Origin of the sequence: Caulobacter mirabilis (genome assembly GCF_002749615.1) — a bacterium.
GTDB lineage: Bacteria > Pseudomonadota > Alphaproteobacteria > Caulobacterales > Caulobacteraceae > Caulobacter > Caulobacter mirabilis.
Genome location: NZ_CP024201.1, coordinates 3,690,936 through 3,717,741 on the forward strand (window position 1 = coordinate 3,690,936; position 26,806 = coordinate 3,717,741).

Genomic DNA, 26,806 nt, shown 5'->3' on the forward strand with positions numbered 1-26,806 from the left:
CGGCCTCGCCGCGGCCGCCTCGGACATCGCTATATAGTAATTACTAAATTCGCAAGCGTTCGCCGATCGATCCCGGGGCCAAATCCCGTCAGAAGAGGTCGAGCGCGCCGGCCAGAGCCTCAGCGGTGCGGTCCAGGACCTCCGCCTCGTTGGCGAAGCCGGTCTCGAACAGCATCTCGACGGCCGCGTATCCCAGGTGGAGAGCCAGTCCGGCGCGGACCATCAGCGCCGCCCGATCGCCATCGCCCGCCAGACCCTGCTCGGTGAAATAGTCGACCAGCAGGACGGCCATGCGCTCCTGGTGGCGCAGCCGGACGTCGCGCAATTCGGGAATCGCGCGCAGAGCGACCAGAAGCTCATAGCCGCCGGTGAAGGCCCGGCTCATCCGCAGGGACTCGCTCAGCATGTCGCGGCAGATGCCGCGCAGGTCGGACGGCGTCTGCACGCGGCGCCCGGTGTCGGTGCGAAGGGCCGCGCTCTGCGCGCTCAGCATCCGCTCGCCCAGCTCGCGCAGCAGCGCATGCTTGTTCGGGAAGTAGTGATAGAAGGTCGGCGGCGTAACGCTGGCCCGCGCCACGACGGCGTTCGAGTTGACGCCCTCGACGCCCGTCTCGGCCAGAAGCGCCTGCGCCGCCTCGACGAGGCGTTCGACGCCGCGGGTCTTCGCGCCGGGACGCTCATTCTGCTTCGAGCTCATGCGCCGATCTACGGCGACCGCCCGGCGTTGGACAAACGAAAAGGGCCCGGGCCTTCGCCCGGACCCTTCCTTGTCACACCCCGCCGCAGCCCGCCACCGCGACGGCCCGCACCTCCACCCGGAACTCGGGCGCCGCCAGCTGGGTCACGCCGACCGCCGTCCAGGACGGATAGCGGTCGGGAAACCAGGCGTCCTTGACCTTGGCGAAGGCCGCCATCTCGCCTCGCAGGTCGGTGTGGAAGGTCATCAGCTCGACCACGTCCGCCAGGCTCGCCCCGGCCGCCTCGAGGACGGCCGCCAGCGCCTGGAAGGCGAGGGTCGCCTGCTCCTCCATGTCCTTGCCGGGCTTCATCGCCGCGTCGACGCCAACCTGGCCGGAGACCCAGATCATGTCGCCCACGCGCGTGGCCGGGGCGAAGTGATAGGCGTCGTACATCGCCTGGGCGGCCGGCGGGATGACGGCCCGCCGACGGTTGTCCTGGACCATGGTCCGCCCTCCCCTCACGCGACCTGACGGAAGACAGGCGAGCGGAACGGCGCGCCCGGCGTCAGCGCCTCCATCTCCTCGCGGAAGAGGACGCCGGTCCGCTGATAGCCTGACCGGCTCTCGTCCGGCAGCGGGCGGTAGGTCGCGTCGTCGCCGAAGAACCGCAGCACCAGGGTGTGCCGATCCGGGAAGGCCGCGTCGACCGGCGCCCCGCCATGCAGCGAACCCGGATGCAGCAGCAGCACGTCGCCCGGCTCGGTCGCCCAGGACAGGATGTCGTGCGCTCCGGGATTCACCCTGCGCTCGGCCTCGACGTCGGGGAGCCGCGGCCAGACGTCGCCGCCGTGCAGCGGGTCGGTCGGATCGTTGGGGTCGACGAAGGTGGTTCCGTCATACTGCGGCCCCCGGTGCGAGCCGCGGACGATCTCCAGCGCGTTCTGCTTGGGCACGGACTCGAAGCTGATCCAGGCGTTGCCCCAGTGCAGGCCCGCCCAGGGCAGATAGGAGGTGTCCTGGTGCCAGAGCGTTCGCGCACCGACGCCGCCCTCCTTGAGGAAGATCTCCTCCGCGAAATACCAGGCGTTTGCCGAGCCCCAGATGTCGGCGAACAGCGCGCCGAACGGCAGCGAGGCGACGAGCTCGTCCAGCCTGGGCTTGGCGAGCGGGTTGCAGTTGTCGACGTGCGACCGCTGCCCGGTGTCCTTGTACATCTTGGTGGCGTGGGGGCCGGGGTTGTCGACCGCCCAGTCGAAGGCGGCTCGGCATTGCGCCAGCTGCGCCTCGTTCAGACAGCCTTTGATGACGACGGCTCCGTCCTCCAGGAACGCTTTCCGCACGGCGTCTTGCATGGGTGCATCCTCCCTTTCGTCGTTTGACGGGAGGCACGCTAGCGCTGCAATTCATTTATGACAACAGTTGTTATAATAATTACCGGATCGCCCGAACACGCTATCCTCCGGCGCATGCCCGACGACCACGCCCCGCCCGAAATCGCAGCCGAGCCCCCGGCTCGGGGTCGCGGCCGCCCTATCGGAGACCGCGATGCGCGGCGGACCGAGCTGTTGAGAGCGGCGGTGTCGGTGATCGCGCGAGAAGGTCTGGCCGGCGCCTCGCTACGCAAGGTCGCCCAGCACGCCGGCTGCACGACCGGGGCGGTGACCTACTATTTCGATAGCCGCGAGGCGATGGTCGCGGCCGTGGCCGAGAACCTGTTCGACCAGTTCGATCTGACGCTGGGCCTGGGGCGACGGCTCGACCTGCGGACCGGCTTCAGGCGATGGCTGGACTGGGCCGAGGCCGAGGACTCCGACGCCTGGCTCGCCGGTTTCCAGCTGCTGGCCCACGCCCGGCACGAACCGGCGCTGGCCGCCATCTACCAGCGCCGGTACGCCCGCTATCGCCAGGTGCTCGCCGAGATGCTGGCCCAGGCTCAGTCCGAGGGGACCGTTCGAGACGACATCCCGGCCGACCTGCTCGCCGACCACCTCGGAGCGATCGGCGACGGCTGGATGATGATGCTGCCGATCGAGCCGGAGCGGTTCACGCCGAGCCGGATCCAGGCCCTGCTCGACGCCATGCAGACTCTGGTCGCGCCGCCGGCTCGCTAGCCGCTCGCCCGGCTCCCCGCGACCCGATCGACCAGCATCCGGGCGGCGACGGCGGCGCCGTCGGGACGGACCTGATCCGCCAGCACGGCGGCGGCCGAGCCCGTCTCGCGCGCAAGCACCTTGTCGAGCGCCGCCGTCAGGGATTCAACCGTGGCCGCCGCCCCGTCGTGCGCGACGCCGGCGCCCAGCGCGGCGACACGCCCTGCGAAGTAGGGCTGGTCGGCGATCTGCGGGACGATCAACTGCGGCGCGCCGGCCCGCGCGGCCGTGGTCGTGGTCCCCGCTCCGCCATGATGCAGGACGGCGGCGACGCGGCGGAACAGCGCCTGCTGGTTCACCTCGCCGACCGCGAACGCGTCGTCGCGATCGTCGTCGAGCGCCAGCTCGGCCCAGCCGTGGGAGAGCAGAACACGTCCTCCCCGAGCCCGGATCGCCGCGACCGCGGCCAGGCCCGCCTCCCGCAGCGGCTGCATCGGCATGCTGCCGAAACCCACATAGACCGGCGGAGCCCCGGCGCTCAGGAAGACCTCGAGGTCGGATGGCAAGGGCCTTTCGTCCGGCAGGATCCAGGCCCCGGTCTGCACCGCGTCGCGCAAGCCCGTCGGCCGCCAGGGACTGAGGACCGGGTCCGAAGCCAACCACGGCCGATCGGTGAAGACCTGGTCGCGGACATTGTCCGTCGGTGGAAGGCCGATCGATGATCGCAGGGCGTTGAAGGCCTCGCCGAACACCGCGTTCATCGTGCGCACGTCCCGCGCCCACAGCATGCGGTTGTCGACGATCTCGGCCGGAACCGGATGTCCCGGATAGGGGAACGGCCGATGATGTTCCGACGGCAGGAAGACCGGGCAGTAGACGGCATAGACGTACGGCAGACCGCGTTGCTCGGCCACGCATTGTGCGGCGGCCGTGGATGGGAACAGGCCGGCGGCCAGCACGGCGTCACAGCCCTCGGCGGCCTTTGAGATCGCCTCGAACTGCGCCGTCAGAACCTGAGCCGCGCGGTCACGCAGGTCCATGGGCGGGTCGTTGGCCAGGGCGCTGGCCACCCATTGGCGGATCGGCGTGAAGGCCGGCGCCGGGATGGCTCCGGCGCGGTCCAGCAGGACCGCGAACTCCGGATCCGGCGGGGCGCAGACCACCGGCTCGACGCCGAGAGCGCGCAGCGCCGCCGCCAACCCCGCCATCGGCTCGACATCGCCGCGTGATCCAAAAGTCGACAGCAGCAAGCGCATGGGCGCCCTCCCCTTCCGGATGAAGACGCCAGACTCTGCGCACAAATCGCGGCCTGCCAATTCTTGAACAAAAAAGCTTCGTCCCCAGATGGTGGTCAGGCGGCGATCACTCGGCGGCCAAGGCCTTGGCCAGAAAGTCGACCACCCGCGGCCAGCTGTCGGCCCGCGCCGCGACGACGCCGTCGGCCGTCCCCCCGAAGAACAGGGCCTGCTGCAGCCAGGACGCGTCCCGCCGCACCGGCGGACCGAAGGGCATGTGGCCCGCGTCCTTGTAGACCAGATTGACCACCGGATGCCTGAAGCCCCTGGCCTTGAGCCGGGCCTCGACCTTCCCGGCCATCTCGGCCGAGGGCCACAGACGGTCGGAGGAGTCGGAGATCATCAGGACCGGGCCGGCGATCCGCTCGACCGCAATCTCCGCCTCTGGCTTGGCGCTCTTGAGACTGTCGACATAGAGCTTGTGCACCCCCTGGAACCCCTGGCTCAGGTCATAGGGGACATAGGCGAGCGGCTTTCCCTCGGCAGTCCAGGACGATCCGGTCGGACCGCCGGTCATGTCGATGCCCTGCCAGAGCACGTGGGATGGAACGCCGACGGCGACCGCCTGGATACGGGGATCGCGGCTGGCGACCAGCAGGGCCAGCTCCGCCCCCTTCGACACCCCCACGACGCCGATCCGGCCGCCATGCCCCGGTCGAGCCTCCAGCCAGGCCCGGGCCCGACCGACCGTCTCGATCGGGATCAGGTCCAGCCGCGGGGGCTGCCCAGCCTCGCCGAAGTAGGAGACCGCGATGGCGTCGAACCCCTGGGCCGCCAGTTGCCGGGCGATGCCTCGGGAGGAGACAAGCCCGCCCTCGGACCCGCCCAGGACGATGACCGAGCCACGCTTCGCCTGGCTCGGTTCGGCCGCGAAGTAGTCCGCGACCAGGCCCTCCTCGCGAACCTTGGTGGTCGGCGGCCGAGGCGTGGCCGCCGCCGGCGTCGACGCCGCGGCGGCCGGAGCGGGCTCGGCGACGGGTTGAGCCATGACGGGCCCGGCGAGCGCGGCGGGGATGGCGAGAACGGCGATGGAAGCGAAGCGCATCTTGAAGCCCCCTGTTGCGATGAAGAACTTTGTATCACAAAGTTCATTGCAAACAAGCGCCCCTTACGACCGCGCCAACCAGCACTCCCTTCGTCAAAAAGAATGAGCGGCGACGGGAGGGACTCCGTCGCCGCTCGAGGGAACCCGGGCCGGGGAAGCTGGACCCGCCCGGGACTCGGGACACTGAGGAAGGAAAGGCCGCGCTAGAACCGGCCCATGACGCTGACGCCCACGATCCGCGGATCCAGGGTGAAGACGTTCGTGGTCAGGCCGGTGTCGTCGCTGTTGATGAAGGTGTCGGTGATCGGCGTCTTGTCGAAGACGTTCTTCACATAGAGCTGGAAGGTCACATCGGACGCGGGCTTGGTCAGCGTCACGGCGACGTTGACGTTGTCCCAGGCCTTCAGCCGGTCGAACTCGGTGTTGTAGATGCGGGCGTAGCTTTCCGACTGGCGGTAGTAGTCGCCGCGGAAGGTCAGCTCCCAGTCCCCATCGTTGATGAAGAAGGTGTACTGGGCGCCGAGGTTCATCGTCCAGTTGGGCGAGTTCGGCAGCTCGTTGTCGGTCAGATCAGCTGCGAACCCGCGACCGCCGTTAGGCGCCCCGCTGCCGCCCTGGGCGATGTTCAGCCCGATCTTGCTCGGATCGTAGGGTGCGCTGAAGTCGTAGGTGAAGCCGTAGAGCGCGTGAAAGGCCGGGCCGTTCGTGGAGATCGCCGGGTTGAAGGTGCCCATGCGGTTCGACCCCGGGCACAGGGTGGACAGCGCCAGTTGGCGAAGCCCCGCAGGACCGCCCGACATGATCCGCTCGACCAGGACGCGGGGCGCGACGCAGTTGGACGGCACCTGGATCCAGGGGCGCAACACGACCCAGTCCGGGTTGCCCTGAGTGCGGTTCATCACGTCGATCGACTGCGAACCCTTCTTCAGGCGCGTCTTGAGATAGCCGAGGTTGCCGTCGAGGCGGAAAGCACGGGTCGGACGCCAGACCGCCTCGAACTCCAGGCCCCAGTTGATGGTGTCGAAGTTCTCGTTGAAGGCGATGCGATCGACGATCTGGGAGACCTGATAGTCCTTGTAGTCGTAGACGAACGCGGTGGCGTTCAGCGACAGACGCCCGTTGTCGAAACTGTTCTTCGTGCCGATCTCGAAGGCGTTGACATACTCCGGCCGAAAGGTCTCGGGCAGCGGAAGGTACTGAACCACCTTCTCGTCGAAATCGACGCGCGGCGGATTGGTGCCCCCGCCCTTGTAGCCGCGAGAGACCGAGGCGTAGACCAGAGTGTCGTCGGTGAAGCTCAGGACCGGCTTCCAGTCGAGCACGAGCCGACCGGTGACCTCGCCCCAGCTCTGCTTGATGTCCGGCAAAGCCGGATAGCCGCTGTTGGTCTTCCCGCCGGTGACGCTGCCTGGATAGGCGGTCTGCGTCCCGCCGCCGAGCAGCAGCTGGCTCGGAACCTGGGTCGAGATCTTCCGATCCTGCGTATAGCGAAGGCCGGCCGTCAGCTTCAGGTCATCGGCGACATCCCAGTAGAGCTCCCCGAAGATCGCCGAGGATTTGATCCGGACTCCGTTCTGGCTCAGGAAGTAGTTGTGCCCTTGCTTGTTGAGCTTTCCCATCGGATTTGGGTCGACGTAGACGCATTCACGCGTCTCGACGCCCAATTCACACGGCAGAAGCGCATTCAGCCCCGGCGCCCTGCTGTACCACCACTCGGCGAGCAGCGTGAACATGTTGTTGAAGACGTAGTAGTCGTCCTGCGACTTGAAATCGATGTAGTTGGCGCCGACGCTGAAGTTAACCGGCCCCGCGAAGGACGACTGCAGGCGCAGCTCCTGCGACCACTGGCGATTACGCGACTGGCTGATGTCGGCCGAGATCATGCGATCCGAACAGCCGAGTTGCGGGTCGCAATAGACGCCCTTTGGCGTCGGACCCGGATAGCGCACCGTGTCGATCGGCCGGCGGTCGCCGGTGACCATCTGCCGCGTAGAATCGTTGAACAGCGGCACGCTGACGAACCGGTTGTAGTCCTGCGACGAATAGTAGTTGTCCCGCGCGTAGGCCGTCTGCGAGATCAGCGTCAGGCCTTCAGCGACGTCGAACCGGAGATTCAACTGCGCCACGTCGTTCTCGGCGCGGAACTTGGGATCGTAGCTGGTCGATATCTCACGCAGGTTACGCGACTGAACGACTCCCGCGAACGGATCCCCCGACTTGGTGATCGTGACCTCGGGCCCAACCCGGGTGGGTCTCGAGGGCAGCGGGGGCTCGAAGCCCAGGCCGATGGAGCTCGGCAGCAGCAGATAGACCAGGCTGTTGCCGTTGGGCACGCCGAAGGCCTCGTCCTTGTACAACGAACCGGGCAGACAGCCCTGGCTCATCCGGCCGCGCGTGACCGGGTCGGTGATCGCGATGTTGCCGATCTTCTCCGGCCCCGGGTCGCGGGTGCAGAGCTGCTTGCCGGTCCGCGAGCGCTCGTCGTCCTCCTCGAAATGCTCCCAGATGACGTTGGCGCTGAACCAGTCGACCGGGTCCCATTTCGCCGACAGGCGCGTGGACCACAGGTCGCGGTTGTTCACGTCCCGCTTGGTGAAGGTGTTGTAGTCGAAGCCGTCCCGCTTGGTCAGCGCGCCGGCGGCCCGGATGGCCAGGGTGTCGCCCAGCGGGATGTTGACCATGCCGCTCAGCCGGCCGGTTCCGAAGTTGCCCAGTTCGGCCTTCATCATGGCCTCGAGCTCGGATCCCGGCAGCCTGGGGATCATGTTCACCACGCCGGCGGTGGCGTTGCGGCCGTACAACGTGCCCTGCGGCCCGCGCAGCACCTCGATCCGCTCGACGTCGAGGAACTCCTGCTCGAACAGCCGGTTCCGGATCAGCGGCGTGTTGTTGAAGCTGATCGCCACGGCCGGATCGCTGCTGGCCGACACGGCCTTGGTCCCGATCCCGCGGATCGAGAAGTTGTACATGCTGAAGTTGGCCTTGGAGAAGTTGACGTTGGGCACGCCGCGGAGCAGCTCGGCGCCGCCCTCGATCTTCTTGTCGTCCAGGGCCTGGGCCGAGAAGGCCGACACGGCGATCGGCACGTCCTGGATCGACTCCTCCTTCTTCTGGGCGGTGACGATCAGCTCATCGACGACCGCGGCTTCGGCGCTCGGGGCGCCGTCGGACTGGGGGTCGCTCACCATCAACACCCCGCTCGCGCCGCGACGCGCGGTCAGGCCGGTGCCCTCCAGGAGCTTCCGCAGGCCTTCGTCGGCGGTGAAGGTCCCCACCACCGGCGCGCTGCGCTTGCCCTGCGTGACCTGACCGTCGAACACCACCTGCTGGCGGGCGGCATGGCCGAAGGCGCGCAGGGCGGCGGCCAGGTCCTGGGCCGGCAGGTCGAAGGCGTAGGTCGCGGTCTGGGCCACCACCGCGGTCGGCGCGGTCAGGGCGGCCAGCGTCATCATGGCCGCCGAACCGCACAGCGCGGCCCGTCGCTTGGTCTTGGTCAGCATCGTCTCCCCCAACTGATCCGCACCCTGTTTATCCGGGTGCTCTGGGGGTTAAGACGCACCGCCCCGCAAATCATTCACCGGGTCGATGAACGATAATATGCGAGAGTCACCCCGTCCGGCCCGTGACGCGCCCGCACCGGAAAGACCGCGGTGACGCCTTCGACGAAGGCCTCGGTGTCGCCAGCCGTGAATACGCCGTTGATCAGCACCCCGCCGACCTCGGCGTCGGCCAGGGCGATCGGCTGGTCGGCGTAGCGGTTCATCCGCTCCACCGCGCGCGACAGCGGCTCGTCGGAGAAGACCAGCTGCCCGCCCTCCCAGGCGAGGGACCGGCCCATGTCCGCGTTGGCGATTAGGGCCGCCGGCTCGCCCGCCGAGAGGACCAGCTCGCCGCCGGGCCTGAGCGCCTGTTCGGCTGGTTTCCGCTCCAGCCCGAGGCGGACCGGTTGCGGGGCCCCGCGGACCTGATCGGCCAGGACGGCCACCCTGCCCTCGTAGAGGATCACCCGCACCTGGCCGCCCAGACGCTCGACGCTGAACTCCGTACCCGTGGCCCGGACGACCTTGCCGTCGGCCGCGACGGTGAACGGCCGCTTCGGATCCTTGGCCACCGAGAACAGCGCCCGTCCGCGCACCAGGGTCAGCGCGCGGCGATCACCTGCGTAGCGCACCTTGACCCGGGTGTCGGCGTCCAGGGACAGCTTCGAGCCGTCGGACAGCACCGCCACCTGCCGCTCGCCGATGTCGGTCTCGTAGACACGCGGCGCGTTCACCTGCCAGACTCCCAGCGCCACCGCCGCGACCAGCACGGCTGCGATGGCGCCGGCGATGCGCGGGCGGCGGCCCCAGTCGCGGGCCCAGCGCATCCGGTTGGCCCGGCGCAGGCTGTCCAGCGCAGCGCCGCGCAGGACGATCATCTCCGGCTCGGAAGCCTGCTCGCCCACGGCCCGCCACAGCATCACGGCGTCGTCGAACTGCGCCGCGTGGGCGGGATCCGCCGCCAGCCAGGCCTCGAACCGGGCCTGCTCCTCCGCCGACAGCAGCCGCTCGGCCAGCAGCAGGCACCAGGCCGCCGCGCCCTGCGCGCCCGGCGCGTCCAGATCATCGAGACCGCTCACGGCCGGCCTCCCAGTCGTTCGATCATCAGGGCCATGGCTCTCATCAGATGCTTGTCCACGGCGCTGACCGATATTCCGTAGCTCTGGGCGATATCGCGCTTCTTCATGGCCTCCACCCGATACAGGATGAAGATCGTCCGGGTCCGTTCGGGCAGATCGCGCAGGACGGCGGCCACCTGGCCAAGGGCCTCGCGCCCGGCCAGGACCCGCCCCGGATCGAGCGCCTCGACGCCGTTGTCCTCCACCGCCAGAACGCCGAACCGATAGTCCGCCCTCACCTTCTCGCGCCGGCCGCGGTCGCGCAGCAGGTTGGCGGCGATCTGGAAGATGTAGGCGTTGGCGTTGTCCATCTGGTCGGCCGGCATCGAGACCAGCCGCGCCAGGACCTCCTGGGTCAGATCCTCCGCCTCGGCGTGGTTGCGCAGACGGCGCTGGAAGAAGGCCATGAGGGCGGGCCGGTAGAACCGGCTCAGTTCCACCAATGCCGCGTCCTGACGGCCGTCCATCACTCGAAGCTGTTCCCGTGGCGCGCCCATGCTCAGGATAAGACGCGCGAGGCCTCGAACTCTACACTTGACCGCCGACAAAAAAGAAACGGCGACGGGAGGGACTCCGTCGCCGTAAGGGTCCCGGGCGGAGAGGCTGAGCTCGCCCGGGACGTCAGGATCGAGGAAAGAGGGTTAGAAGCCCTTGGTCAGGTTCACGCCGATGATCCGCGGATCGAGGGTGAAGACGTTGGCCGTCAGACCGGTGTCGTCGCTGTTGGTGAAGGTGTCGGTGATCGGCGTCTTGTCGAAGGCGTTCTTCACATAGACCTGGAACATCAGGTCGGCCGACGGCTTGCGCAGGGTCAGCGACAGGTTGACGTTGTCCCAGGCCTTCAGCCGGTCGTACTCGGTGTTGTAGACCCGGGCGTAGCTCTCGCTCTGGCGGTAGTAGTCCCCGCGCAGGGTGAGGTCCCATTCGTCGAAGACGAAGGTGTACTGGGCGCCCAGGTTCATCGTCCAGTTGGGCGCGTTGGGCAGTTCGTTGCCTTCCAGGTCCTGGGCGAAGCCGCGGCCGCCGTTCGGCGCCTCCGTCATCGGGTCGTACCGGATGCCGTAGAACAGCCCCCAGTCGCGCCCGGGCCCGCCGGGCATGAAGCTGCCCGTCCGCTCGGATCCATTACACAGGGCCAGAAGCGCCAGGATGTTGAGATCGTCGCCGTAGAACATGGTCGCGATACGCTCGACATGCCGGCGCGGCGCGATGCAGTTCGAGGGCACCTGCAGCCAGGGACGCACCACCATCCAGTCCGGATCGCCCTGGGTGCGGTTCATGACGTCGATCGATTGGGCGCCCTTGCCGATCCGCGTCTTCAGGTAGCCCAGGTTGCCGTCGAGCTGGAAGTTGCGCGTCGGCCGCCAGACCGCCTCCAGCTCCAGCCCCCAGGTCGTGGCGTCGAAGTTCTCGTTCAGCGAGATGCGGTCGACGATCTGGGAGACCTGATAGTCGCTGTAGTCGTAGTAGAAGGCCGTCGCGTTCAGCCGCAGCTTGCCGTCGAGCAGGGTGTTCTTGGCCCCGATCTCGAAGGCGTTGACGTACTCCGGCCTGAAGGTTTCCGGCAGCGGCAGGTACTGCACCACGCTGGGATCGATATCGACGCGCGGCGGGTTGGCCCCGCCGCCCTTGTAGCCGCGGGCGAACGAGGCATAGACCAGCGTGTCCTCGTTCGGGGTCCAGTCGAGCACCAGCCGACCGCTGAAGCGGCCCCACTCCTGCTTGATGTCCTGGCCCTTGGGATAGCCGCTGTTGACGTTGCCACCCGACGACGGCCCCTTGGCCAGCAGCAGCTGGCTCGGCACCGGCGTCGCCACCTTTCTATCGAGCGTGTAGCGCAGGCCCGCGGTGAACTTCAGCGCGTCCGACAGCCGCCAGTAGCCCTCGCCGAACACGGCGTAGGACTTGGTGCTGACCAGGTTCATGCTGCGGAAGTAGTTGTGCCCCTGACCGTCGATCTTGTTCAGCGGATTGGGGTCGACATAGATGCACTCGCGATCCGTCGTGCCAGGAGGGCAAGGCGCGGTGGCGATGCCTTCGGCGGCCCCGTCTCTATTGTAGAAGTACAGGGCCAACAGACTGAAAACGTTGTTGAAGACATAGTAGTCGTCCTGCGACTTGAAATCGAGGTAGTTGACGCCGACGTTGAAATTGAACGCGCCGTCGAAGGACGACTGGAGGCGGAACTCCTGTGACCATTGCCGGTTGTCGGACTGGCTGATGTCCACGGACAGCATCTTGTTCGATGGTCCGAGCTGGGGATCGGTGAAGACGCCGCCAGGCGTCGGTCCCGGTCCCGGCATCGGATTGCCCCAGACATCCAGGACGCCGACCGAGTCGTTGAAGATCGGGTTGGAGTTGAAGCGGTTGTAGTCCTGGGACGAATAGTAGTCGTCCTTGGCGTAGGCCGTCTGCGAGACCAGCGTCAGGCCGTCGGCGATCTCCCACTCCAGATTCAACTGGTAGACGTCGTTCTTGGCGCGGAAGACCGGGTCGTAGGCGGTGGCGATCTCACGCAGGTTGCGGGATTGCGTCAGCCCCCCATAGGGATCGACCCCGGTGCTGATGGCCGGAACAAAAGAACCGTCGGACCGCATGCCGTAGCCGATGTTGGTGGCCAGGTAGACGTGGGCGAAGCTGGCTCCGTTGGTCACGCCGTAGGCCGCGTCGTCGTACAGCGATCCCGGAAGGCAGCCCTGGCTCAGGCGCCCCCCGAGGTAGGTCGAGACGGGCTGGCCGCCCAGCGTCCTCGGACCGGGGTCGTTCGTGCAGAGCTGCTTGCCCGTCCGCGAGCGGGTGTCGTCCTCCTCGAAATGCTGCCAGATGAAGTTGGCCTTGAAGCGGTCGGTCGGCTCCCATTCGGCGACGCCGCGGATGGACCACAGGTCGCGCCCGTTGACGTTCTTCTGGGTGACCGAGTTGTAGTCGAAGCCGTCCCGCTGGGTCATCGCGCCCGACAGGCGCACCGCGAAGGTGTCGCCGATCGGGACGTTGATGAAGCCGCCGAGACGACGGGTCTCGTAGTTGCCGACTTCACCGCGGACCTGGCCCTCGAACGTGTCCGTCGGCATGGCCGGCAGCATGTTGACCACGCCGCCGGTGGCGTTGCGGCCGTACAGCGTCCCCTGCGGCCCGCGCAGAACCTCGACCCGCTGGACGTCGAAGAACTCGGACTCGAACAGCCGGTTCCGGATCAGCGGGGTGTTGTTGAAGCTGACCGCGACAGCCGGATCGCTGCCCGCCGACACCGCCTTGGTGCCGATCCCGCGGATCGAGAAGTTGTAGCCGCTGAAGTTGGCCTTCGAGAAGTTGACGTTCGGAACCGCCCGCAGCAGCTCGGCGCCGCCTTCGATCTTCCGCTCGTCGAGGGATTCCGCCGAGAAGGCCGAGACCGCGATCGGCACGGTCTGGATCGACTCCTCCTTCTTCTGGGCGGTGACGATCAGCTCTTCAACGGTCGCGCTTTCGGCGCTCGGGGCGCCGTCGGACTGGGGGTCGGATGCGCCTCCGCCCTCGATGATCATGAAGGCGTCCGGCGTGCGCCGGTAGGTCAGGCCGGTGCCCTGCAGCAGCTGCCGCAGCGAGGTCTCCACGTCGCCCGTGCGGGTGACGCCCTGGGTCCGCTTCGAGGCCGCCAGGGTCGGGGTGAAGATGATCTGCTGCCCGCTCTGGGCCCCGAACTGGTTCAGCGCCGCGCTGAGCGGCTGAGGCGCGATCTGGATCGCCCGATCCTGAGCATAGGCGCCCCCGGCGCAGGTGATGACGGCCAGCGCGGCCACGCCGGCCAGAAGACGGTTCTGTAACGTTCTTTGCCTCGACGGCATGTTTCGCTCCCCCGTATGTCTGGGAGCTGTCGTCGCCCCCTATTGTTCTAGGAGCCGACTTTTCCGGGACGCCCCATACTCGCCTCGAAAAATATCGACATCTTTGTTAGTAGGCGCGCAGGTGCACCGCTTCGGCTGTCGCGTCGTCGGCCCGGGCGATGCGGTAGGCCTCGATCGTCCGCACGAAACTGTCGACCTGGCCGGGCCTGAAGACGCCGCTGATCCGGGCCTTCTCGACGGCCTTGTCATCGATGACGATCTTCTTGTCGGAGTAGCGGTTCAGCTCCTCGACCACCGTCGCCAGGGCGGCGTCGTCGAAGATCAGCTGGCCGCGGGTCCAGCTGGTCTCCACCACCACGTTGGCCGCCGTCACCCGCCATTCGGCCTGAGGCGGCGCGACGAGCTGCGAGCCGGCGCTCATGTCGACCGTCTGGGCGCTGGCCACGCTGACGCCGGCGGCCCTGGCGGCGGGGCGATCGCCCGGATGCACCGGCGGCGGCAGCGGCGTCTCGACCCGCACCCGTCCCTCGACGAGGGTCACCTTGACCTGACCGCTGTCCAGCCGGACCTCGAAGGCCGTGCCCAGGGCGGTGACCGTCTTGCCGCCGGCGGCGACCACGAACGGACGCGTCGGATCGTGGGCGACCTTGAAATAGGCTTGCCCCCGCTCGAGGTAGACCAGCCGCTGTTCCCGATCCGCCCGCGTGCGAACGACGCTGTCGGTGCCCAGGATCAGCTCCGAGCCGTCCGGCAGCGTCACTGTCGACTGTTCGCCGACGGCCGTCTGGAACGACTGGTCCTTCAGCGGATGCGGCCCGCTCCACACCGTCCAGCCGACGCCGCCGGCCGTCGCCAGGCAAGCGGCGGCCAGTACGGCGGCGGCGATCGGCCCGAAGGCGGACCGGCGGCGCGCGGCGGGCCCCGCCCAGCGCTCGCGCAGCGCCAGAACCTGAGGGTCGGTGCGTAGGGCTCCCGCGCCGGCCCAGGCCAGCCGCATCGAGTCATAGGCTCTGCGGTGCGCCGGCGCGGCCTCGAGCCAGGTCTGCAGCGCCGCCTCGTCCGCCTCGGTCAGGTCGCCGGAACGACGGCGCGCGAACCAGCCGGCGGCGATGTCGCGCGGATCGCCTAGGGTCTCTTCTGGGTCCGGTCTGTAGCGGGTCATAGGTCCGGGTCCAGGCTCAACGAAATACGCCGCAGGGCGCGTTGGATCAGATGCTCGACCGCCTTCTTGGATATCCGCATCCGAACGGCGATCGCGGCGTAGGTCATCTCTTCGAAGCGGTGCAGCATGAAGGCTTCGCTGCAGCGGGGCGGGAGGGCCTGCATCGCCGCCAGCACTCGGGCCAGGGCTTCCTTGTCCAGCAACACCCGCTCGGGCGAGACCTCGTCGCCGGGATCGTGAACCCCGTCGAGCGGATCATGCTCGCTCCAGTCCCAGGTCCGCCGCCGATGTCGCCGCGCCACGACGTTGGCCGCCGTGCGGAAGATGTAGCCCTCGATGTTCTCGATCGGCGCCTCGGATCCGCTGCGCACTTGGAGGCTCATGAACACCTCCTGGACCAGGTCGTCGGCGTCGCTGGTCCCGACCTTGCGCTGGAAATAGCGCCGCAGCGCCGGCTCATAGCGCGCCACCCAGCCGCTCAGATCATCCGGCTGCGGCGCGGCGATCGGCATCCTAGGCGGCGACATCAGACGCTCCAGACTCGCATCGGCGCATCCGCCCGCCGTCGAACGAACAGGAGCGCCCCCAAGAAGCTAGAGTCCGCGAACCGCCGACACCCCATGCGCGCCCGAACGAAAACCATGGACGCGCCTCTCTTCAATCCCCGTCCGGCTTCGGCGGCGGCGCCCCGAACAGCGCCTGGACCAGGCCGCGGTAGTAGGCCGCCATCAGCGGCTCGTCCCCAATCAGCTCGACCACTCGCGTGATCGCCGCCCAGCCGTTGGCCCCGTTGACGAAGATGACCGCCCCGTCGCGACCATCCGGCGAAAAGTAGACGAGGTCGGTCTGGCCCTCGTCGTTGCCGGTGTGCTGCAGCACCTGGTGATCGCCATAGCGGTGAACCTGCCAGCCCAGGGCGTAGCCGTAGGCGTCGGGGCAGCGGGCGACCAGCTTGCGCGGACAGCCGTAGATCGCGTCGCCGTCGAGGTCGGTCAGGATCGTCTCCCGCAGCGCCGCCGTCCGTGGCTCGCGCGCGGCGATCACTTTCGACAGGAAGGTCGCATAGGCCGGCGCAGTAGTGATCAGGTCGTAGGCGGCCCCAACGCCGCTCCCCTCCTTCAGACCTGGATAGAGGCTGTCGATCGAGACGAAGGCGCCCTCGCTGTTCACCGGCAGCGCCAGCCGCCCGTCGGTCCAGGCGGGCAGCTCGCCGACGGCCATCTCCTTCACGCCCATCGGCGTGAGCAGCGTCTCGGCCGCGAGCGCCCGCAGCGACTTGCCGGTCTTGGCCTGGGCGTAGCGGGCGGCCAGCTCGATCCCCGCGCCCGAGTAGCGGTAGCGGGTCCCGGGCTCCCAGTCGAAGGCCAGCTTGCCGTCGTCATAGTCGTCCGGCCAGTTGCGCAGACCCGACCGGTGCGACAGCAGGAGGCGCGGGGTGAGCTTGCGGTAGCGGGGATCGCCCTCCAGGTCTGGGTTGCGGACGTAGCCGGCGATCGGTTCGTCGAGGTCGATCCGACCGGCCACGGCCAGGGCGATCAAGGTCTCCGCCGTCACCGTCTTGGCGATCGAGGCGGTGTTGAAGACCGTCCGTTCCGTGGTCGCCGCATCGGGGCTCTGCCGACCGTAGTAGCCGGTCCAGGCCACCCGCCCGTCGCGGATCACCGCGATCCCGATTCCGCCGAGTCTCCCGTCCTTGAGCAGGCCCGGCGCCTCCCGGGCCATCCGGCGATCGAGCTCGGCGGGGCTCGCGCCCGCCCAGGCCGATGTCGCGGCGACCAGCGCCGCCGCAATCGCCGCCGCCCCGAGCGGCCAGCGACCGAACCCTTCACGCGATCCAGACACTCGCCCCTCGCACGCACCTTCGACGACGCAGACACTGAGGGGGTCCGGCGGTGAAGGCAACGGCCCGCGTCAGCCGCCGCCGGTACGGACGAAGCGCACACCTTCCGCGACCGCGCCCGACACGACCATGCCGTCGACCACGCCATCCGGGCTGCGCGTGAAGACAGCCCGACCGAAGAAGGCCTGAGGCGAGGCGAAGACGTCGGGCTGATAGGGCGTCAGCGGCAGGTCGCTCAGCCGCGGATGCCGGGCGACGAGCCGCCCGTCCTTCAGGAAGAGACGATAGGCCGTATCGAGCTCGTCGCTCTCGTAACCGCCGACATAGGCGGCCAGGTCGACCAGGCCGGCTTCGAATGGCTGGAGGACGATGCGCGGAGCGTCGAGCGAGCCGTTCATGCCGAGCCGATACTTGAGGCCCGGCGCCCGTCCGGCGACCGGCGGAGCGAACTCCAGCCGAACGTCTGTCTTCGGGTCGAGCAGGAAGGCGCCGTCCGACAGGGCCTGGAGGCGCTCGCTGCCCTTCGCCCCGCGCATCCGCCAGGACAGGCCATCGCCCCCCGCCGTCACCGACAGGATGATCCCGGGAAACAGCTCGTAGTCACCGGTCAAGGCGTCCAGCCGCCGGCGATCCGGCGCGGCGACCGGCGTCGAAACCCTCGCCGGCTCCAAGCCCTCGGCCAGCCAGATGTCGGCCATGTCGTAGGCGGTCTTGGCCATGTCGAAATCCGAGCGGTTGCTGAGCACCGCGACGGAAAACCGCCGGCTGGGCGCTCGCAACAGGAAGGCGCGGTAGCCCGCCTCCCGGCCGCCGTGGCTCCAGGTTTCCAGTCCGCGATAAACGTGGCGTTCCTGGCCGCCGGCGTAGTGGTGCGCCGCGCCGCCAACGCTCTCCCGCTCGGCCATCAGCCTCATGACCTTCGGTCCGCCGATCGCGCCGGTCTCGAAGTTGGCCGCCCAGCGCAGCAGATCGCTGGTCGTGGTCAGCAGCCCCGTCGGACCCGTGATCGAGCCTGTAACGCCAGCGCGCCGAAGGCCGTCGCGGCTCTTGCGATAGCCCTCGGCGCGACGGGGCGTGATCCGTTCCGGGTCGTCCTCGAACCGTGTGTCGGCCATGTCGAGCGGGTCGAAGATCCGCGCCTTGCAGAAGGCCGCCAGCGACTGGCCCGACAGCCGCTCGACGATCCTGGCCAGCAGGAAGTAGCCGCCGTTAGTGTACTGGAAGCGCGATCCCGGCGAGAAGTTCAGGCCGCGCTGACGGAGGAACAGCCGCTCGGCCTGTTCGTCGGTGACCGGGTCCTCCGCCCCCCAGCCCGCCATCTGCATCAGAATCTCGTCTCGCACGCCGCCGGTGTGCCGGACCAGGTGGTGCAGCCGCAGGTCTGCGCCGAGCGCGGCGGTCTCCGGGATGTGGCGACTCAGCGGGTCGTCCAGCGACGCGCGCCCCTCCGCGACCAGCAGCATCAGGGCGAAGGCGGTGAACTGCTTCGACACCGAGGCGGCCCGGAACACAGTGGCCGGAGCGATGGCGGTCCCCTGCTCCAGATCGGCGAGACCGTGTCCCCTCGAATAGACCGTCCGTCCATCCAGGGAGGCGGCGACGGCGACGCCCGGCTGGTCCATTGTCGCCCAGGGCGCGAGCAGCCGGTTCGTCGCCTCCACGCGGGGATCGCCGCTGGCTCCCGCCGCCCCGGGAGCCAGACTGAAGGCGGACAGGGCGCCGATCAGCGCGCCGCGACGGGTGGAAGCGAACATGGAAGAGCCCTCGAATAGTGAAGACCCTGGGATGGCCCCTCTTCCACACGCCCTCGACCGACTTCGCGAAGTCGGTCGTCTTTGCGTTCAGGCTTCACGTCGCTGCTGCGCCCGAAAGGCGCTGGGGGTCATGCCGCGGTGTTTCAGGAAGGCGGCGTTGAACGAGGACTTCGAGCTGAAGCCGGCTTCGTGAAGGACCTGTAGCATGCCCTTCCTTCCCCCCTCCGCCAGCAGACCGGCGGCGACGTCGACACGGTAACGGTTCACGAAGTCGAAGAAACGAACACCGAACTCGCGGTTGATCAGTTCGGACAGCTCCCGGGGTGTCAGCGCCAAGCGCGCCGCCAGACCCTCCAGGTTCAGTCCAGGATCAAGGTGCGGCTGGTCGCGCTCCATGACCGCGTTCAGGCGGGACAAGCGCGCATCGGTCTCGCCGTCGGCGCCGCCGGAGGCTTGTCGCAGTCGGGAGTCGGCGACGCGAAACAAGTCTGGTTCGAGCAGGGCCTTGAAGGTGATCCAGATCATCACCCCAAGAGCGTAGGTCGCGACGGCCAGTTGGGCCCAGTCGGCGACGGCCTGCGCAGGGCCGGCCAGGGCCAGCCGCTTCGCGACGCCTAGCGGCTGGGCGAGCAAGGACGAGACCAGGAGCTGCGTCAGCCAGTTGAGGGCCTTGGAACTGACGCCGACATAACGGTCGGCGAAGGCGCTCCGAACCCTCAGAAGCAACACGACGATCGCGGCGATGTAGGCGTAGTACTGCACCGCCAGGCCGGCTCGGGCGACCTGGAACTCGGGGCTGCCAATCACCGCCCCAGCGTCGAGCTGTCCCGTATAGATGCGCGGCGTCAGCAGCAGCGTGGCGGCCAGGAACGGCAGCGCATGCCAGAGCCAGCTCATGCGCAGCGCGAAGTCCGCTCGGCAGACCGCCGCGAAGTAGCCCAGGAAGAAGGGCATCTGCAGGTAGGCGAGGCTGAACCGGAACACCGACGCCTTGATCGGCAGCAGATCGTTGGCGTCGATGAACCAGCCGCTCAGGTCGGCGGCGGTCAGGATCAGAAAGCCGGCCAGCATCCGATTGCTCAGCGCGATCCTCGACCGCGCCGCCAGCAGGAAGCCGGCCAGGATCAGGCAGATGCAGGCGGCGACGAGGCTAAAGCCGCTCAGGAGCATCGCCGCCGACATGCCCGCGACCTACTTCCCAACCTTCTGCTGCGCGATCCAGGCGTCGATCCGCCGCTCGAGCACCGCCAGCGGCAGCGACCCGTGCAGCAGGATGGCGTCGTGGAAGTCGCGCTCGCTGAACTTCTCGCCCAAGGCCTTCTGGGCCCGCTCGCGCAGCTCCACCAGCTTCAGCTCGCCGATCTTGTAGGCCAGCGCCTGGCCGGGCCAGGACACGTAGCGCTGCAGCTCGACCTCGATGTTCACCGGCGACAGGGCGGTGTTCTCGGTGAAACAGGCGCGCGCCTGCTCCATCGACCAGCCCTTGGCGTGGATGCCGGTGTCGGCGACCAGCCGGCAGGCGCGCCACATCTCATAAGACAGCCGTCCGAACCGCTCGTAGGGATCGCGGTAGATGCCCATCTCGATGCCGAGGCGCTCGGAATAGAGCCCCCACCCTTCGCCGAAGGCGGTGACATAGAGGTCGCGGCGGAAGGCCGGGACGGCCGGTTGCTCCTGGGCCATGGCGACCTGGATGTGGTGGCCGGGCGCGCCCTCATGCAGCACCAGCGCCGGCAGTTCGTACAACGGTCGCTCGCGCAGCGACGAGGTGTTGATCATCAGGCCGCCCGCCCGGCCCTCGCGCTGGTCGCCGGGGAAGTAGCGGCCGGTGGTGTAGCCCTCTTCGATGCTGGCCGGCACCGGCCGCACGCCGTAGCTCAGCCGGGGCAGCGTCCGGAAGTGCGCGGGCAGCCGATCGTCGACCCGCTTGGCGATCTCGCTGGCCTTCTCGAGCAGCTGCTGGCGGCTGGTGGCGTAGAAGCGGTCGTCGTTGCGCAGGAAGGTGCGGAACTCGGCCATCGTGCCAGTGAAGCCGGCCTCGCCCTTCACCGTCTCCATCTCGGCGCGGATGCGGGCGACCTCGCGCTGGCCGATGGCGTGGACCTCGTCCGGCGTCATGCCGGTGGTCGTGTGCTGGCGCACCAGGAAGGCGTAGTAGGCCTTGCCTTCCGGCAGGTCGGACGCGGCCAGCGACTTGCTCGCCTTGGGCAGGTATTCGTCGGCCATGAAGGTCGCGAAGGTCTTGCGGGCCGGCGCGACGCGCTGGGCGACGACCGCCTCGCCTTCCTTCAGCAGCGCGGCGCGGGTCTCGGCCGGAATGCTCGTCGGCAGGCGGCGCAGGGGCTGCAGCAGCGGATCGTCCGCCAGCGGCGTCTCCGCCGCGCGCCTGGCGCGGGCCAGGATGCCCTCGGCGGTCGGAACCGGCTGCACGAAGCCGGTCTTCACGCCGCGCCGGGCGTTGGCGATGTTGGCGTCGTAGTAGGCCGGGATCTGGCCCAGCAGGCCGATCCAGCGCTTGGCGTCAGCCTCGTTGGCCAGCCGGGCGCCGTCGGCGCGATACAGCAGGTTGGTGTCGAAGCCGCCGTCGCTGCTGAACGGAATGCGCGCCTCGTCATAGGCGGCCAGTTCGATCTTGCCGTCGAGCGTCCAGACCAGCAGGTCGTAGGTCAGCTGCTCCTGCTCAGGCAGGGTGGTGCGGTCGATCGCCGCCAGCTTCGCCCGGACCGCCTTGTACTCCTTCAGCCGCGCCGCATCGGCGACCGGCGTGACGTCCGGCAGGGTCCAGTTGCGGGCGCCGGTGTCGACGGCCTCCTCCGAGGTCTGGGTCGCCCGCTCATAGGCGGCGACGGCCTGACTCAACGCCCCGGTCGGCGCCGTGGCCGCATACGAGGCCGTTCCGGCCATGGCGATGACGCCCGCCGCCGCCGTGGCGAGAACGAAGCGACGCAAATCGACGGGCATACGGCCCCTCCCCTTTGTGGTTTCCGCCAACGGAACACACCCGTCGGCGGGTTTCAATCAGCCCAGGTCCCAGGCCTGCCGCGCCGTCTCGATTCGATCGAGCTTGGCGTTCAGCGGTCCCCAGTCGTCGTCGGCGTCGATCGCCGACCACAGCGCCTCGACCTCGTCGATCAGCATCTCCTCGGGCTCCGGCCCGGCGAACATGTCGTGCTCCAGCCGTTCCGGACGATGCGGTTCGAAATCCGCCAGCAGTCGCCGGAAGTCCGCGAAGCCCTCGTCGGCGTAGAGGTCGCCGCGCGGGCCGGCGAGCGCTCGCCGCTCGTCGCCGCAGAACCAGTCGAAGAAGAACGGCTCCCATCGCAGCCGATCGCCGCCGGCCTGCAGCGCGCGGAAGGCGGCGTTGACCAGATCGACATCGGCGTCCGCGTCGCGTCCCCGAAGACCCAGGCGCATCAGCATCGACCGCCGCAGCTCATCCCGATAGGCGACGCCGAAACCGTTCAGAGCGGCGATCAGCGCCTCGTGTTCCGCGACCAGGGTCAGGCAGCCGGCGAGCTGCTGCAGGTTCCAGAACGCCGCCTCGGGTTGGCGACCGAAACTGTAGAGCCCGCTGTGATCGAAATAGGCGGCGGTGAAGTTGGGGTCGTTCCGCGGCAGGAACCGCCAGGGGCCGTAGTCGAAGCTCTCGCCGGTCACGACCATGTTGTCGCTGTTCAGCACCCCATGGACGAAGCCGGCCGCCATCCAGCGCGAGACCAGCCGCGCCGTGCGTGCAACCACAGCCTCCAGCAGCGCGACCGGCCGGTCGGCGGCGCCGGCCAGTTCGGGGAAATAGGCGTCGATACAGTGGTCGACCAGCACCCCGACGTTGTCCGCGCGGTCCAGGTAGGCCTGGCGCTGAAAGGTCCCGAAGCGGATGTGGCTGTGCGAGAGCCGGACGAGCACGGACGAGCGGGTCGGGCTGGGTTCGTCATTGCGGGCCAGCTGCTCGCCGGTCTCGATCAGGGAGAAGGCGCGGCTGGTCGGGACGCCCAGCGCCTCCAGCATCCCGGCGGCCAGGATCTCGCGCATGCCGCCCTTCAGCGTCAGGCGGCCGTCGCCCTGGCGCGACCAGGGCGTCTGGCCCGAGCCTTTGGTCGCCAGGTCCAGCAGCCGATCCGCGCCCGCCTCGCGCAGCTGCGCGAACAGGAAGCCGCGCCCGTCGCCGAGGTCGGGGTTGTAGCTGCGGAACTGGTGCCCGTGATAGCGCATCGCCAGCGGCCGCGGCTGATTGCCCGGCAGCGGCTCGAACCGGCCGAAATGGGCGACCCATTCGGCGTCGGTCAGAGCCTCCAGGCCGACGGTCGCCGCCGCCCGGTCGTTCCGCCGCCGAAGGAGGGTCTTCGGGAAGTCGGCCGGCTCCACCGGGTCCGAGAACTCCGGGCCCAGCGCCATGAAGCGCGGATCGGGACGGTACGACGACGAGACCGGCATGCCCCGGTCATGGCCCCCGGAATCGACGCGCGCAAGTCCGGTTTTGGTTGGGTCGACCGGCCTCGCATGGTAGCCCGACCCCATGGCTCGCCGACTAACCCTAGACTTCCTGAAGACGGAGGCCGCGTCCGGCCTCATCCTCGCGACCGCCGCCGTCGTGGCCGTGATCCTGGCCAACTCGCCCTGGCGGGACGCCTATTTCGCGTTCGTGAAGGCTCCCTTCACGATCCAGTTCGGCGCGTTCGAAGAAACCAAGTCCGTCCTGAAGTGGACCAAGGACGGCCTGATGGCCGTGTTCTTCTTCACCGTCGGCATGGAGATCAAGTACGAGATCCTGCGCGGCGAGCTGTCCAACATGCGCAAGCTGGCCATGCCCGTCTTCGCCGCGATCGGCGGCATGGCGGTCCCTGCGCTGGTCTATCTGGCCTTCAATCTCGGCGAGGGCGGCTCGCCGACCGGCTGGCCGATTCCGGCGGCGACGGATATCGCCTTCGCCCTGGCCGCCCTGGCCATCGCGGCGCCGAAGGCCCCGACTTCGCTGCGCGTGTTCCTGCTGACCCTGGCCATCGCGGACGACCTCGGCGCAGTGGCGCTGATCGCGATCCTGTTCACCAGCGACCTGAACCTGCTGTCCCTGGCCGGCGCGGCCGCGGGCCTGGGCGTGCTCACCTGGATGGGCCGCTGGAAGTCGATCCCGCCGCTGCTGTTCGCCGCCGTGTTCCTGGTCGTCTGGGTGTTCACGCTGGAGTCCGGCGTGAACACCTCGCTGGCCGGCGTCGCCGCAGCGCTGACCGTGCCGATCGCCCCGCGCCGCCCCGGCGAGGAAGGCGTGCTGAAACACTACATGCATTCGCTGCACCCGTACGTCGCCTACGGCATCCTGCCTTTCTTCGCCTTCGTGGCGGCGGGCTTCTCGTTCGACAGCTTCGGCGGCGGCGACGGCCTGCTGGCGCCCCTGCCGCTCGGCATCCTGGCGGGCCTGGCGCTCGGCAAGCCGATCGGCGTGTTCGGGGCCGCCTTCCTGACCGCCAAGCTCAAGCTGGGCCAGCCGCCCAGCGGCGCCGGCTGGCTCGAACTCCTCGGCGTCTCCATGCTCTGCGGCGTGGGCTTCACCATGAGCCTGTTCATCGGCGGCCTGGCCTTCCCGGCCGGAAACGCCACGGCGGAGGTCCAGCTGGGCGTCATCGCCGGCTCGATCCTGTCGGTGCTGCTCGGCGTCCTGACACTCAAGCTTGCGGAATTTCGACAGCCCCGTCAGTGAACCTCGTTTTTTGACGGTCGTGCTGTCACCTTCGCGACACGAAACCGCCATTTCCGTTGCGTCACAAGGGTTTGACGGTTGCGCAGGGTTCCCGGCTCACCGTAGGTGAACATCGTGCAGTTAACGTGGGTCACCAATGGCTCACGAGGCTGCCGAAAACCGCGCGGGCTCCCCACCAGCGCCAACAACACGGGACAGGAAATGCGTTTCTCCAAAGTGCTTCGCGCGTCGGCGTCCGCCGTCGTGCTCTCCTCGCTGGCCGCCGGCGTCGCCTACGCCCAGGACCAGGGCGAGAGCGCGACCGTCGACGCCATCATCGTCACCGCCACCAAGCGTGAGCAGAGCCTGCAGGACGTGCCCGTCGTGGTCACGGCGGTCAGCGGCCAACTGATGCAGGACGCCGGCGTCAAGGACATCAAGGATCTGACGATCCTCACCCCCGGCCTCACCGTCACCTCGACCTCCAACGAAACCGTCACCACCGCCCGCATCCGCGGCGTCGGCACCGTCGGCGACAACCCCGGCCTGGAATCCTCGGTCGGCGTCGTGATCGACGGAGTCTACCGCCCCCGCAACGGCGTCAGCTTCGGCGACCTGGGCGAACTTGAGCGGGTCGAAGTGCTGAAAGGTCCGCAGGGCACCCTGTTCGGCAAGAACACCTCGGCCGGCGTCATCAACATCATCACCAAGGAGCCGGAGTTCACCTTCGGCGGCTCCGCCGAACTGACCGCCGGCAACTACGGCGCCATCGGCGGCTCGGTCTCGGTGACCGGCCCGATCGTCGAAGACAAGATGGCCGGCCGCCTGTTCTTCGCCAAGCGCCAGCGCGACGGCTACCTGGACGTGGTGACCGGCCCCGGCCCGCGCACCCAGAACGACGACGTCAACCAGGACTTCTGGACCCTCCGCGGCCAGCTGCTCATCACCCCGACCGACGACATCACCCTGAAGGTCATCGGCGACTACACCAAGCGTGACGAGTCCTGCTGCCTCGGCACCCAGCTCTACGTCGGTCAGGCGGCCGCCTCGCGCGCCAACATGATCAACGCGGTGCGTCCGGGCTCGATCGACACGACGAACACGCCGTTCGACCGCAAGGCCTACGCCAACCGCAACACCACCCAGGCCATCGAGGACAAGGGCCTGTCGGTGGAAGCCAACTGGGACATCACGCCCGACGTGACGATGACCTCGGTCACCGCGCTGCGTCAGTGGCGCGCCGAGACCGCCCAGGACTCCGACTTCACCGCCGCCGACATCGCTTACCGGCCGGACGACGGCAGCAACTTCGTCGAGTTCAAGCAGTTCTCGCAGGAAATCCGGTTCGCCGGCACGACCGAGCGCCTGGACTGGCTGGTCGGCGCCTTCTACGCCAATGAAGAGCTGAACAGCCGTTCGGTCCTGAAGTACGGCTCCGACTACTACGCCTACTTCGACGGCCGGGTGCTCGGCGGCGCGCCGATGATCCTCGGCCTGGCCCCCGGCACGATCCACCAGGCCGGCTCGGGCTCGGACGACCGCTATGCGCAGAAGGACAAGACCTTCGCGCTGTTCACCGACAACACCTGGGCGTTCACCGACGCCCTGAAGCTGACGGTCGGCCTGCGCTACACCAACAGCGACAAGGAACTGGTCACCAAGTACAACACCACCGGCGCCTCCTGCCGCCAGGGCGAACTCGGCCTGGGCACGCTGGTCACCTACTTCGTGAACGCCGGCATGGCCCCGGCGGCGGCGCAGGCCCAGGCGATCAAGGTCGTCGGCGGCCTCTGCCTGAACAGCCAGAACGCCGACTTCGACAACATCAACGGCGGCAATCCGTTCAAGCAGAGCACGTCGGAAGAGGAGGTCACCGGCACGGTCAAGCTGTCGTACAAGATCAACGACGACATCATGACCTATGCGTCCTACGCGCGGGGCTACAAGGGCGGCGGCTTCAACCTGGACCGCTCGTCGATCGCCTGCCCTCCGGGCGGCCGTCCGACGAAGACCGCGGCCGGCGTGGCCTGCACCAACGGCACCCCGCTGCTCGACTTCCAGGCCAACCCGAACACCAGCTTCGCGCCGGAGTTCGCGGACTCCTACGAGCTGGGCATCAAGACGAAGTGGTTCAACAACAGCCTGCTGCTGAACGGTACGATCTTCTATCAGGAGTATACCGACTTCCAGCTGAACACCTTCGTGGGCACGGCCTTCATCGTCGAGACCATCCCCGAGGTGACGTCCAAGGGCGTCGACGCCGACTTCGTCTGGTTCACCCCGGTGCAGGGTCTGTCGATGCAGGGCGGCGTGACCTACGCCAAGACCGAGTACGGCAAGTTCACCGCCCTGGACCTGCAGGACCCGTCGCGCTTCGCCAGCCTGTACCGCCTGCCCGGCGCGCAGATGTCGTTCGCGCCGGAATGGTCGGGTTCGGTCGCGGCCACCTACGAGCGTGACATCGGCGACAGCCTGCTGTTCCGCGGCAACGTCTCGGCCAAGTACACTTCCAAGTACAACACCGGCTCGGACCTGCACCCGGCCAAGGAGCAAGGCGCCTTCACCCTGGTGAACGCCCGCGTCTCTATCGGCGCGCAGGACGACCGCTGGGCGGTCGAGCTGTGGTCGAACAACCTGTTCGACGAGGACTACCTGCAGGTCGGCTTCAACGGCCCGTTCCAGGTCGACGAAGCGAACGACAGCGTCAGCGTCTACAACGCCTTCCTGGGCGCCCCGCGCACCTACGGCGTGACCCTGCGCAGCAAGTTCTAAGTCGGAACCGCTA

19 protein-coding genes are annotated in these 26,806 nt (G+C 68.3%); 3 read left to right on the top strand and 16 right to left on the bottom strand.

What is annotated here, in order from left to right:
- Nucleotides 1-88: 88 nt before the first annotated feature.
- From CSW64_RS17490 to CSW64_RS17500, 3 genes are all read right to left on the bottom strand, one after another.
- Complete coding sequence (locus CSW64_RS17490) at nucleotides 89-697, bottom strand: TetR/AcrR family transcriptional regulator (protein WP_099623300.1); 609 nt, start codon at nucleotides 695-697, stop codon at nucleotides 89-91.
- A gap of 73 nt (nucleotides 698-770) precedes the next feature.
- Nucleotides 771-1,184, bottom strand: coding sequence for a RidA family protein (locus CSW64_RS17495; protein ID WP_099623301.1), 414 nt, complete (start codon nucleotides 1,182-1,184; stop codon nucleotides 771-773).
- A gap of 14 nt (nucleotides 1,185-1,198) precedes the next feature.
- Nucleotides 1,199-2,032 (bottom strand): phytanoyl-CoA dioxygenase family protein, encoded by an 834-nt coding sequence (locus tag CSW64_RS17500; RefSeq protein WP_099623302.1) that lies wholly within the window; start codon nucleotides 2,030-2,032, stop codon nucleotides 1,199-1,201.
- Nucleotides 2,033-2,146: 114 nt separating this feature from the next.
- On the opposite strand from CSW64_RS17500, the gene CSW64_RS17505 reads away from it, so the two are divergent.
- On the top strand, nucleotides 2,147-2,791 hold the full coding sequence (locus CSW64_RS17505; protein WP_099623303.1) for a TetR/AcrR family transcriptional regulator: 645 nt from the start codon (nucleotides 2,147-2,149) through the stop codon (nucleotides 2,789-2,791).
- Here CSW64_RS17505 and CSW64_RS17510 read toward each other — a convergent pair.
- From CSW64_RS17510 to CSW64_RS17570, 13 genes are all read right to left on the bottom strand, one after another.
- Nucleotides 2,788-4,026 carry a glycosyltransferase gene (locus CSW64_RS17510; protein WP_099623304.1) on the bottom strand — a complete coding sequence of 413 codons (1,239 nt, stop codon included), beginning with the start codon at nucleotides 4,024-4,026 and terminating at the stop codon, nucleotides 2,788-2,790. The genes CSW64_RS17505 and CSW64_RS17510 overlap by 4 nt on opposite strands.
- 106 nt (nucleotides 4,027-4,132) lie before the next feature.
- Nucleotides 4,133-5,110, bottom strand: coding sequence for an acyl-CoA thioester hydrolase/BAAT C-terminal domain-containing protein (locus CSW64_RS17515; RefSeq protein WP_099623305.1), 978 nt, complete (start codon nucleotides 5,108-5,110; stop codon nucleotides 4,133-4,135).
- Nucleotides 5,111-5,313: 203 nt separating this feature from the next.
- On the bottom strand, nucleotides 5,314-8,610 hold the full coding sequence (locus CSW64_RS17520) for a TonB-dependent receptor (RefSeq protein ID WP_245863752.1): 3,297 nt from the start codon (nucleotides 8,608-8,610) through the stop codon (nucleotides 5,314-5,316).
- Nucleotides 8,611-8,684: 74 nt separating this feature from the next.
- A complete protein-coding gene (locus CSW64_RS17525; protein WP_099623306.1) occupies nucleotides 8,685-9,728 on the bottom strand; it encodes a FecR domain-containing protein in 1,044 nt (347 codons plus the stop codon).
- Complete coding sequence (locus CSW64_RS17530) at nucleotides 9,725-10,234, bottom strand: RNA polymerase sigma factor (RefSeq protein ID WP_099623307.1); 510 nt, start codon at nucleotides 10,232-10,234, stop codon at nucleotides 9,725-9,727. The genes CSW64_RS17525 and CSW64_RS17530 overlap by 4 nt, the downstream gene beginning before the upstream one ends.
- A 174-nt stretch (nucleotides 10,235-10,408) precedes the next feature.
- Nucleotides 10,409-13,546 carry a TonB-dependent receptor gene (locus CSW64_RS17535; protein ID WP_245863753.1) on the bottom strand — a complete coding sequence of 1,046 codons (3,138 nt, stop codon included), beginning with the start codon at nucleotides 13,544-13,546 and terminating at the stop codon, nucleotides 10,409-10,411.
- A gap of 151 nt (nucleotides 13,547-13,697) precedes the next feature.
- Nucleotides 13,698-14,753 carry a FecR family protein gene (locus tag CSW64_RS17540; protein ID WP_099623309.1) on the bottom strand — a complete coding sequence of 352 codons (1,056 nt, stop codon included), beginning with the start codon at nucleotides 14,751-14,753 and terminating at the stop codon, nucleotides 13,698-13,700.
- Nucleotides 14,750-15,280 carry an RNA polymerase sigma factor gene (locus tag CSW64_RS17545; protein WP_216361202.1) on the bottom strand — a complete coding sequence of 177 codons (531 nt, stop codon included), beginning with the start codon at nucleotides 15,278-15,280 and terminating at the stop codon, nucleotides 14,750-14,752. The genes CSW64_RS17540 and CSW64_RS17545 overlap by 4 nt, the downstream gene beginning before the upstream one ends.
- A 130-nt stretch (nucleotides 15,281-15,410) precedes the next feature.
- Nucleotides 15,411-16,595, bottom strand: coding sequence for a serine hydrolase domain-containing protein (locus tag CSW64_RS17550; protein WP_150131447.1), 1,185 nt, complete (start codon nucleotides 16,593-16,595; stop codon nucleotides 15,411-15,413).
- Nucleotides 16,596-16,664: 69 nt separating this feature from the next.
- Nucleotides 16,665-18,347 (bottom strand): serine hydrolase domain-containing protein, encoded by a 1,683-nt coding sequence (locus CSW64_RS17555; RefSeq protein ID WP_099623312.1) that lies wholly within the window; start codon nucleotides 18,345-18,347, stop codon nucleotides 16,665-16,667.
- 87 nt (nucleotides 18,348-18,434) lie between these two features.
- Nucleotides 18,435-19,529, bottom strand: a complete 1,095-nt coding sequence (locus CSW64_RS17560; protein ID WP_099623313.1) for an AraC family transcriptional regulator — start codon at nucleotides 19,527-19,529, stop codon at nucleotides 18,435-18,437.
- 9 nt (nucleotides 19,530-19,538) lie between these two features.
- Nucleotides 19,539-21,308, bottom strand: a complete 1,770-nt coding sequence (locus CSW64_RS17565) for a DUF885 domain-containing protein (protein WP_245863754.1) — start codon at nucleotides 21,306-21,308, stop codon at nucleotides 19,539-19,541.
- A gap of 57 nt (nucleotides 21,309-21,365) precedes the next feature.
- Nucleotides 21,366-22,781 carry a protein adenylyltransferase SelO gene (locus CSW64_RS17570; RefSeq protein WP_099623314.1) on the bottom strand — a complete coding sequence of 472 codons (1,416 nt, stop codon included), beginning with the start codon at nucleotides 22,779-22,781 and terminating at the stop codon, nucleotides 21,366-21,368.
- An 82-nt stretch (nucleotides 22,782-22,863) separates the two neighbouring features.
- Here CSW64_RS17570 and nhaA point away from each other — a divergent pair, with 82 nt between their 5' ends.
- Entirely contained in the window at nucleotides 22,864-24,042 is a 1,179-nt protein-coding gene (gene nhaA / locus CSW64_RS17575; RefSeq protein ID WP_099623315.1) for a Na+/H+ antiporter NhaA, read from the top strand.
- 201 nt (nucleotides 24,043-24,243) lie between these two features.
- Complete coding sequence (locus CSW64_RS17580) at nucleotides 24,244-26,793, top strand: TonB-dependent receptor (RefSeq protein WP_099623316.1); 2,550 nt, start codon at nucleotides 24,244-24,246, stop codon at nucleotides 26,791-26,793.
- Nucleotides 26,794-26,806 lie beyond the last annotated feature (13 nt).

What these genes read in the sequence shown, in the direction of transcription:
- CSW64_RS17490 (WP_099623300.1), bottom strand. Translation starts at nt 697, where the DNA reads ATGAGCTCGAAGCAGAATGAGCGTCCCGGCGCGAAGACCCGCGGCGTC.
- CSW64_RS17555 (WP_099623312.1), bottom strand. Translation starts at nt 18,347, where the DNA reads ATGTTCGCTTCCACCCGTCGCGGCGCGCTGATCGGCGCCCTGTCCGCC.
- CSW64_RS17580 (WP_099623316.1), top strand. Translation starts at nt 24,244, where the DNA reads ATGCGTTTCTCCAAAGTGCTTCGCGCGTCGGCGTCCGCCGTCGTGCTC.
- CSW64_RS17520 (WP_245863752.1), bottom strand. Translation starts at nt 8,610, where the DNA reads ATGCTGACCAAGACCAAGCGACGGGCCGCGCTGTGCGGTTCGGCGGCC.
- CSW64_RS17565 (WP_245863754.1), bottom strand. Translation starts at nt 21,308, where the DNA reads ATGCCCGTCGATTTGCGTCGCTTCGTTCTCGCCACGGCGGCGGCGGGC.
- CSW64_RS17530 (WP_099623307.1), bottom strand. Translation starts at nt 10,234, where the DNA reads ATGGACGGCCGTCAGGACGCGGCATTGGTGGAACTGAGCCGGTTCTAC.
- CSW64_RS17545 (WP_216361202.1), bottom strand. Translation starts at nt 15,280, where the DNA reads ATGTCGCCGCCTAGGATGCCGATCGCCGCGCCGCAGCCGGATGATCTG.
- CSW64_RS17510 (WP_099623304.1), bottom strand. Translation starts at nt 4,026, where the DNA reads ATGCGCTTGCTGCTGTCGACTTTTGGATCACGCGGCGATGTCGAGCCG.
- CSW64_RS17540 (WP_099623309.1), bottom strand. Translation starts at nt 14,753, where the DNA reads ATGACCCGCTACAGACCGGACCCAGAAGAGACCCTAGGCGATCCGCGC.
- CSW64_RS17500 (WP_099623302.1), bottom strand. Translation starts at nt 2,032, where the DNA reads ATGCAAGACGCCGTGCGGAAAGCGTTCCTGGAGGACGGAGCCGTCGTC.
- CSW64_RS17570 (WP_099623314.1), bottom strand. Translation starts at nt 22,781, where the DNA reads ATGCCGGTCTCGTCGTCGTACCGTCCCGATCCGCGCTTCATGGCGCTG.
- nhaA (WP_099623315.1), top strand. Translation starts at nt 22,864, where the DNA reads ATGGCTCGCCGACTAACCCTAGACTTCCTGAAGACGGAGGCCGCGTCC.
- CSW64_RS17505 (WP_099623303.1), top strand. Translation starts at nt 2,147, where the DNA reads ATGCCCGACGACCACGCCCCGCCCGAAATCGCAGCCGAGCCCCCGGCT.
- CSW64_RS17560 (WP_099623313.1), bottom strand. Translation starts at nt 19,529, where the DNA reads ATGTCGGCGGCGATGCTCCTGAGCGGCTTTAGCCTCGTCGCCGCCTGC.
- CSW64_RS17515 (WP_099623305.1), bottom strand. Translation starts at nt 5,110, where the DNA reads ATGCGCTTCGCTTCCATCGCCGTTCTCGCCATCCCCGCCGCGCTCGCC.
- CSW64_RS17495 (WP_099623301.1), bottom strand. Translation starts at nt 1,184, where the DNA reads ATGGTCCAGGACAACCGTCGGCGGGCCGTCATCCCGCCGGCCGCCCAG.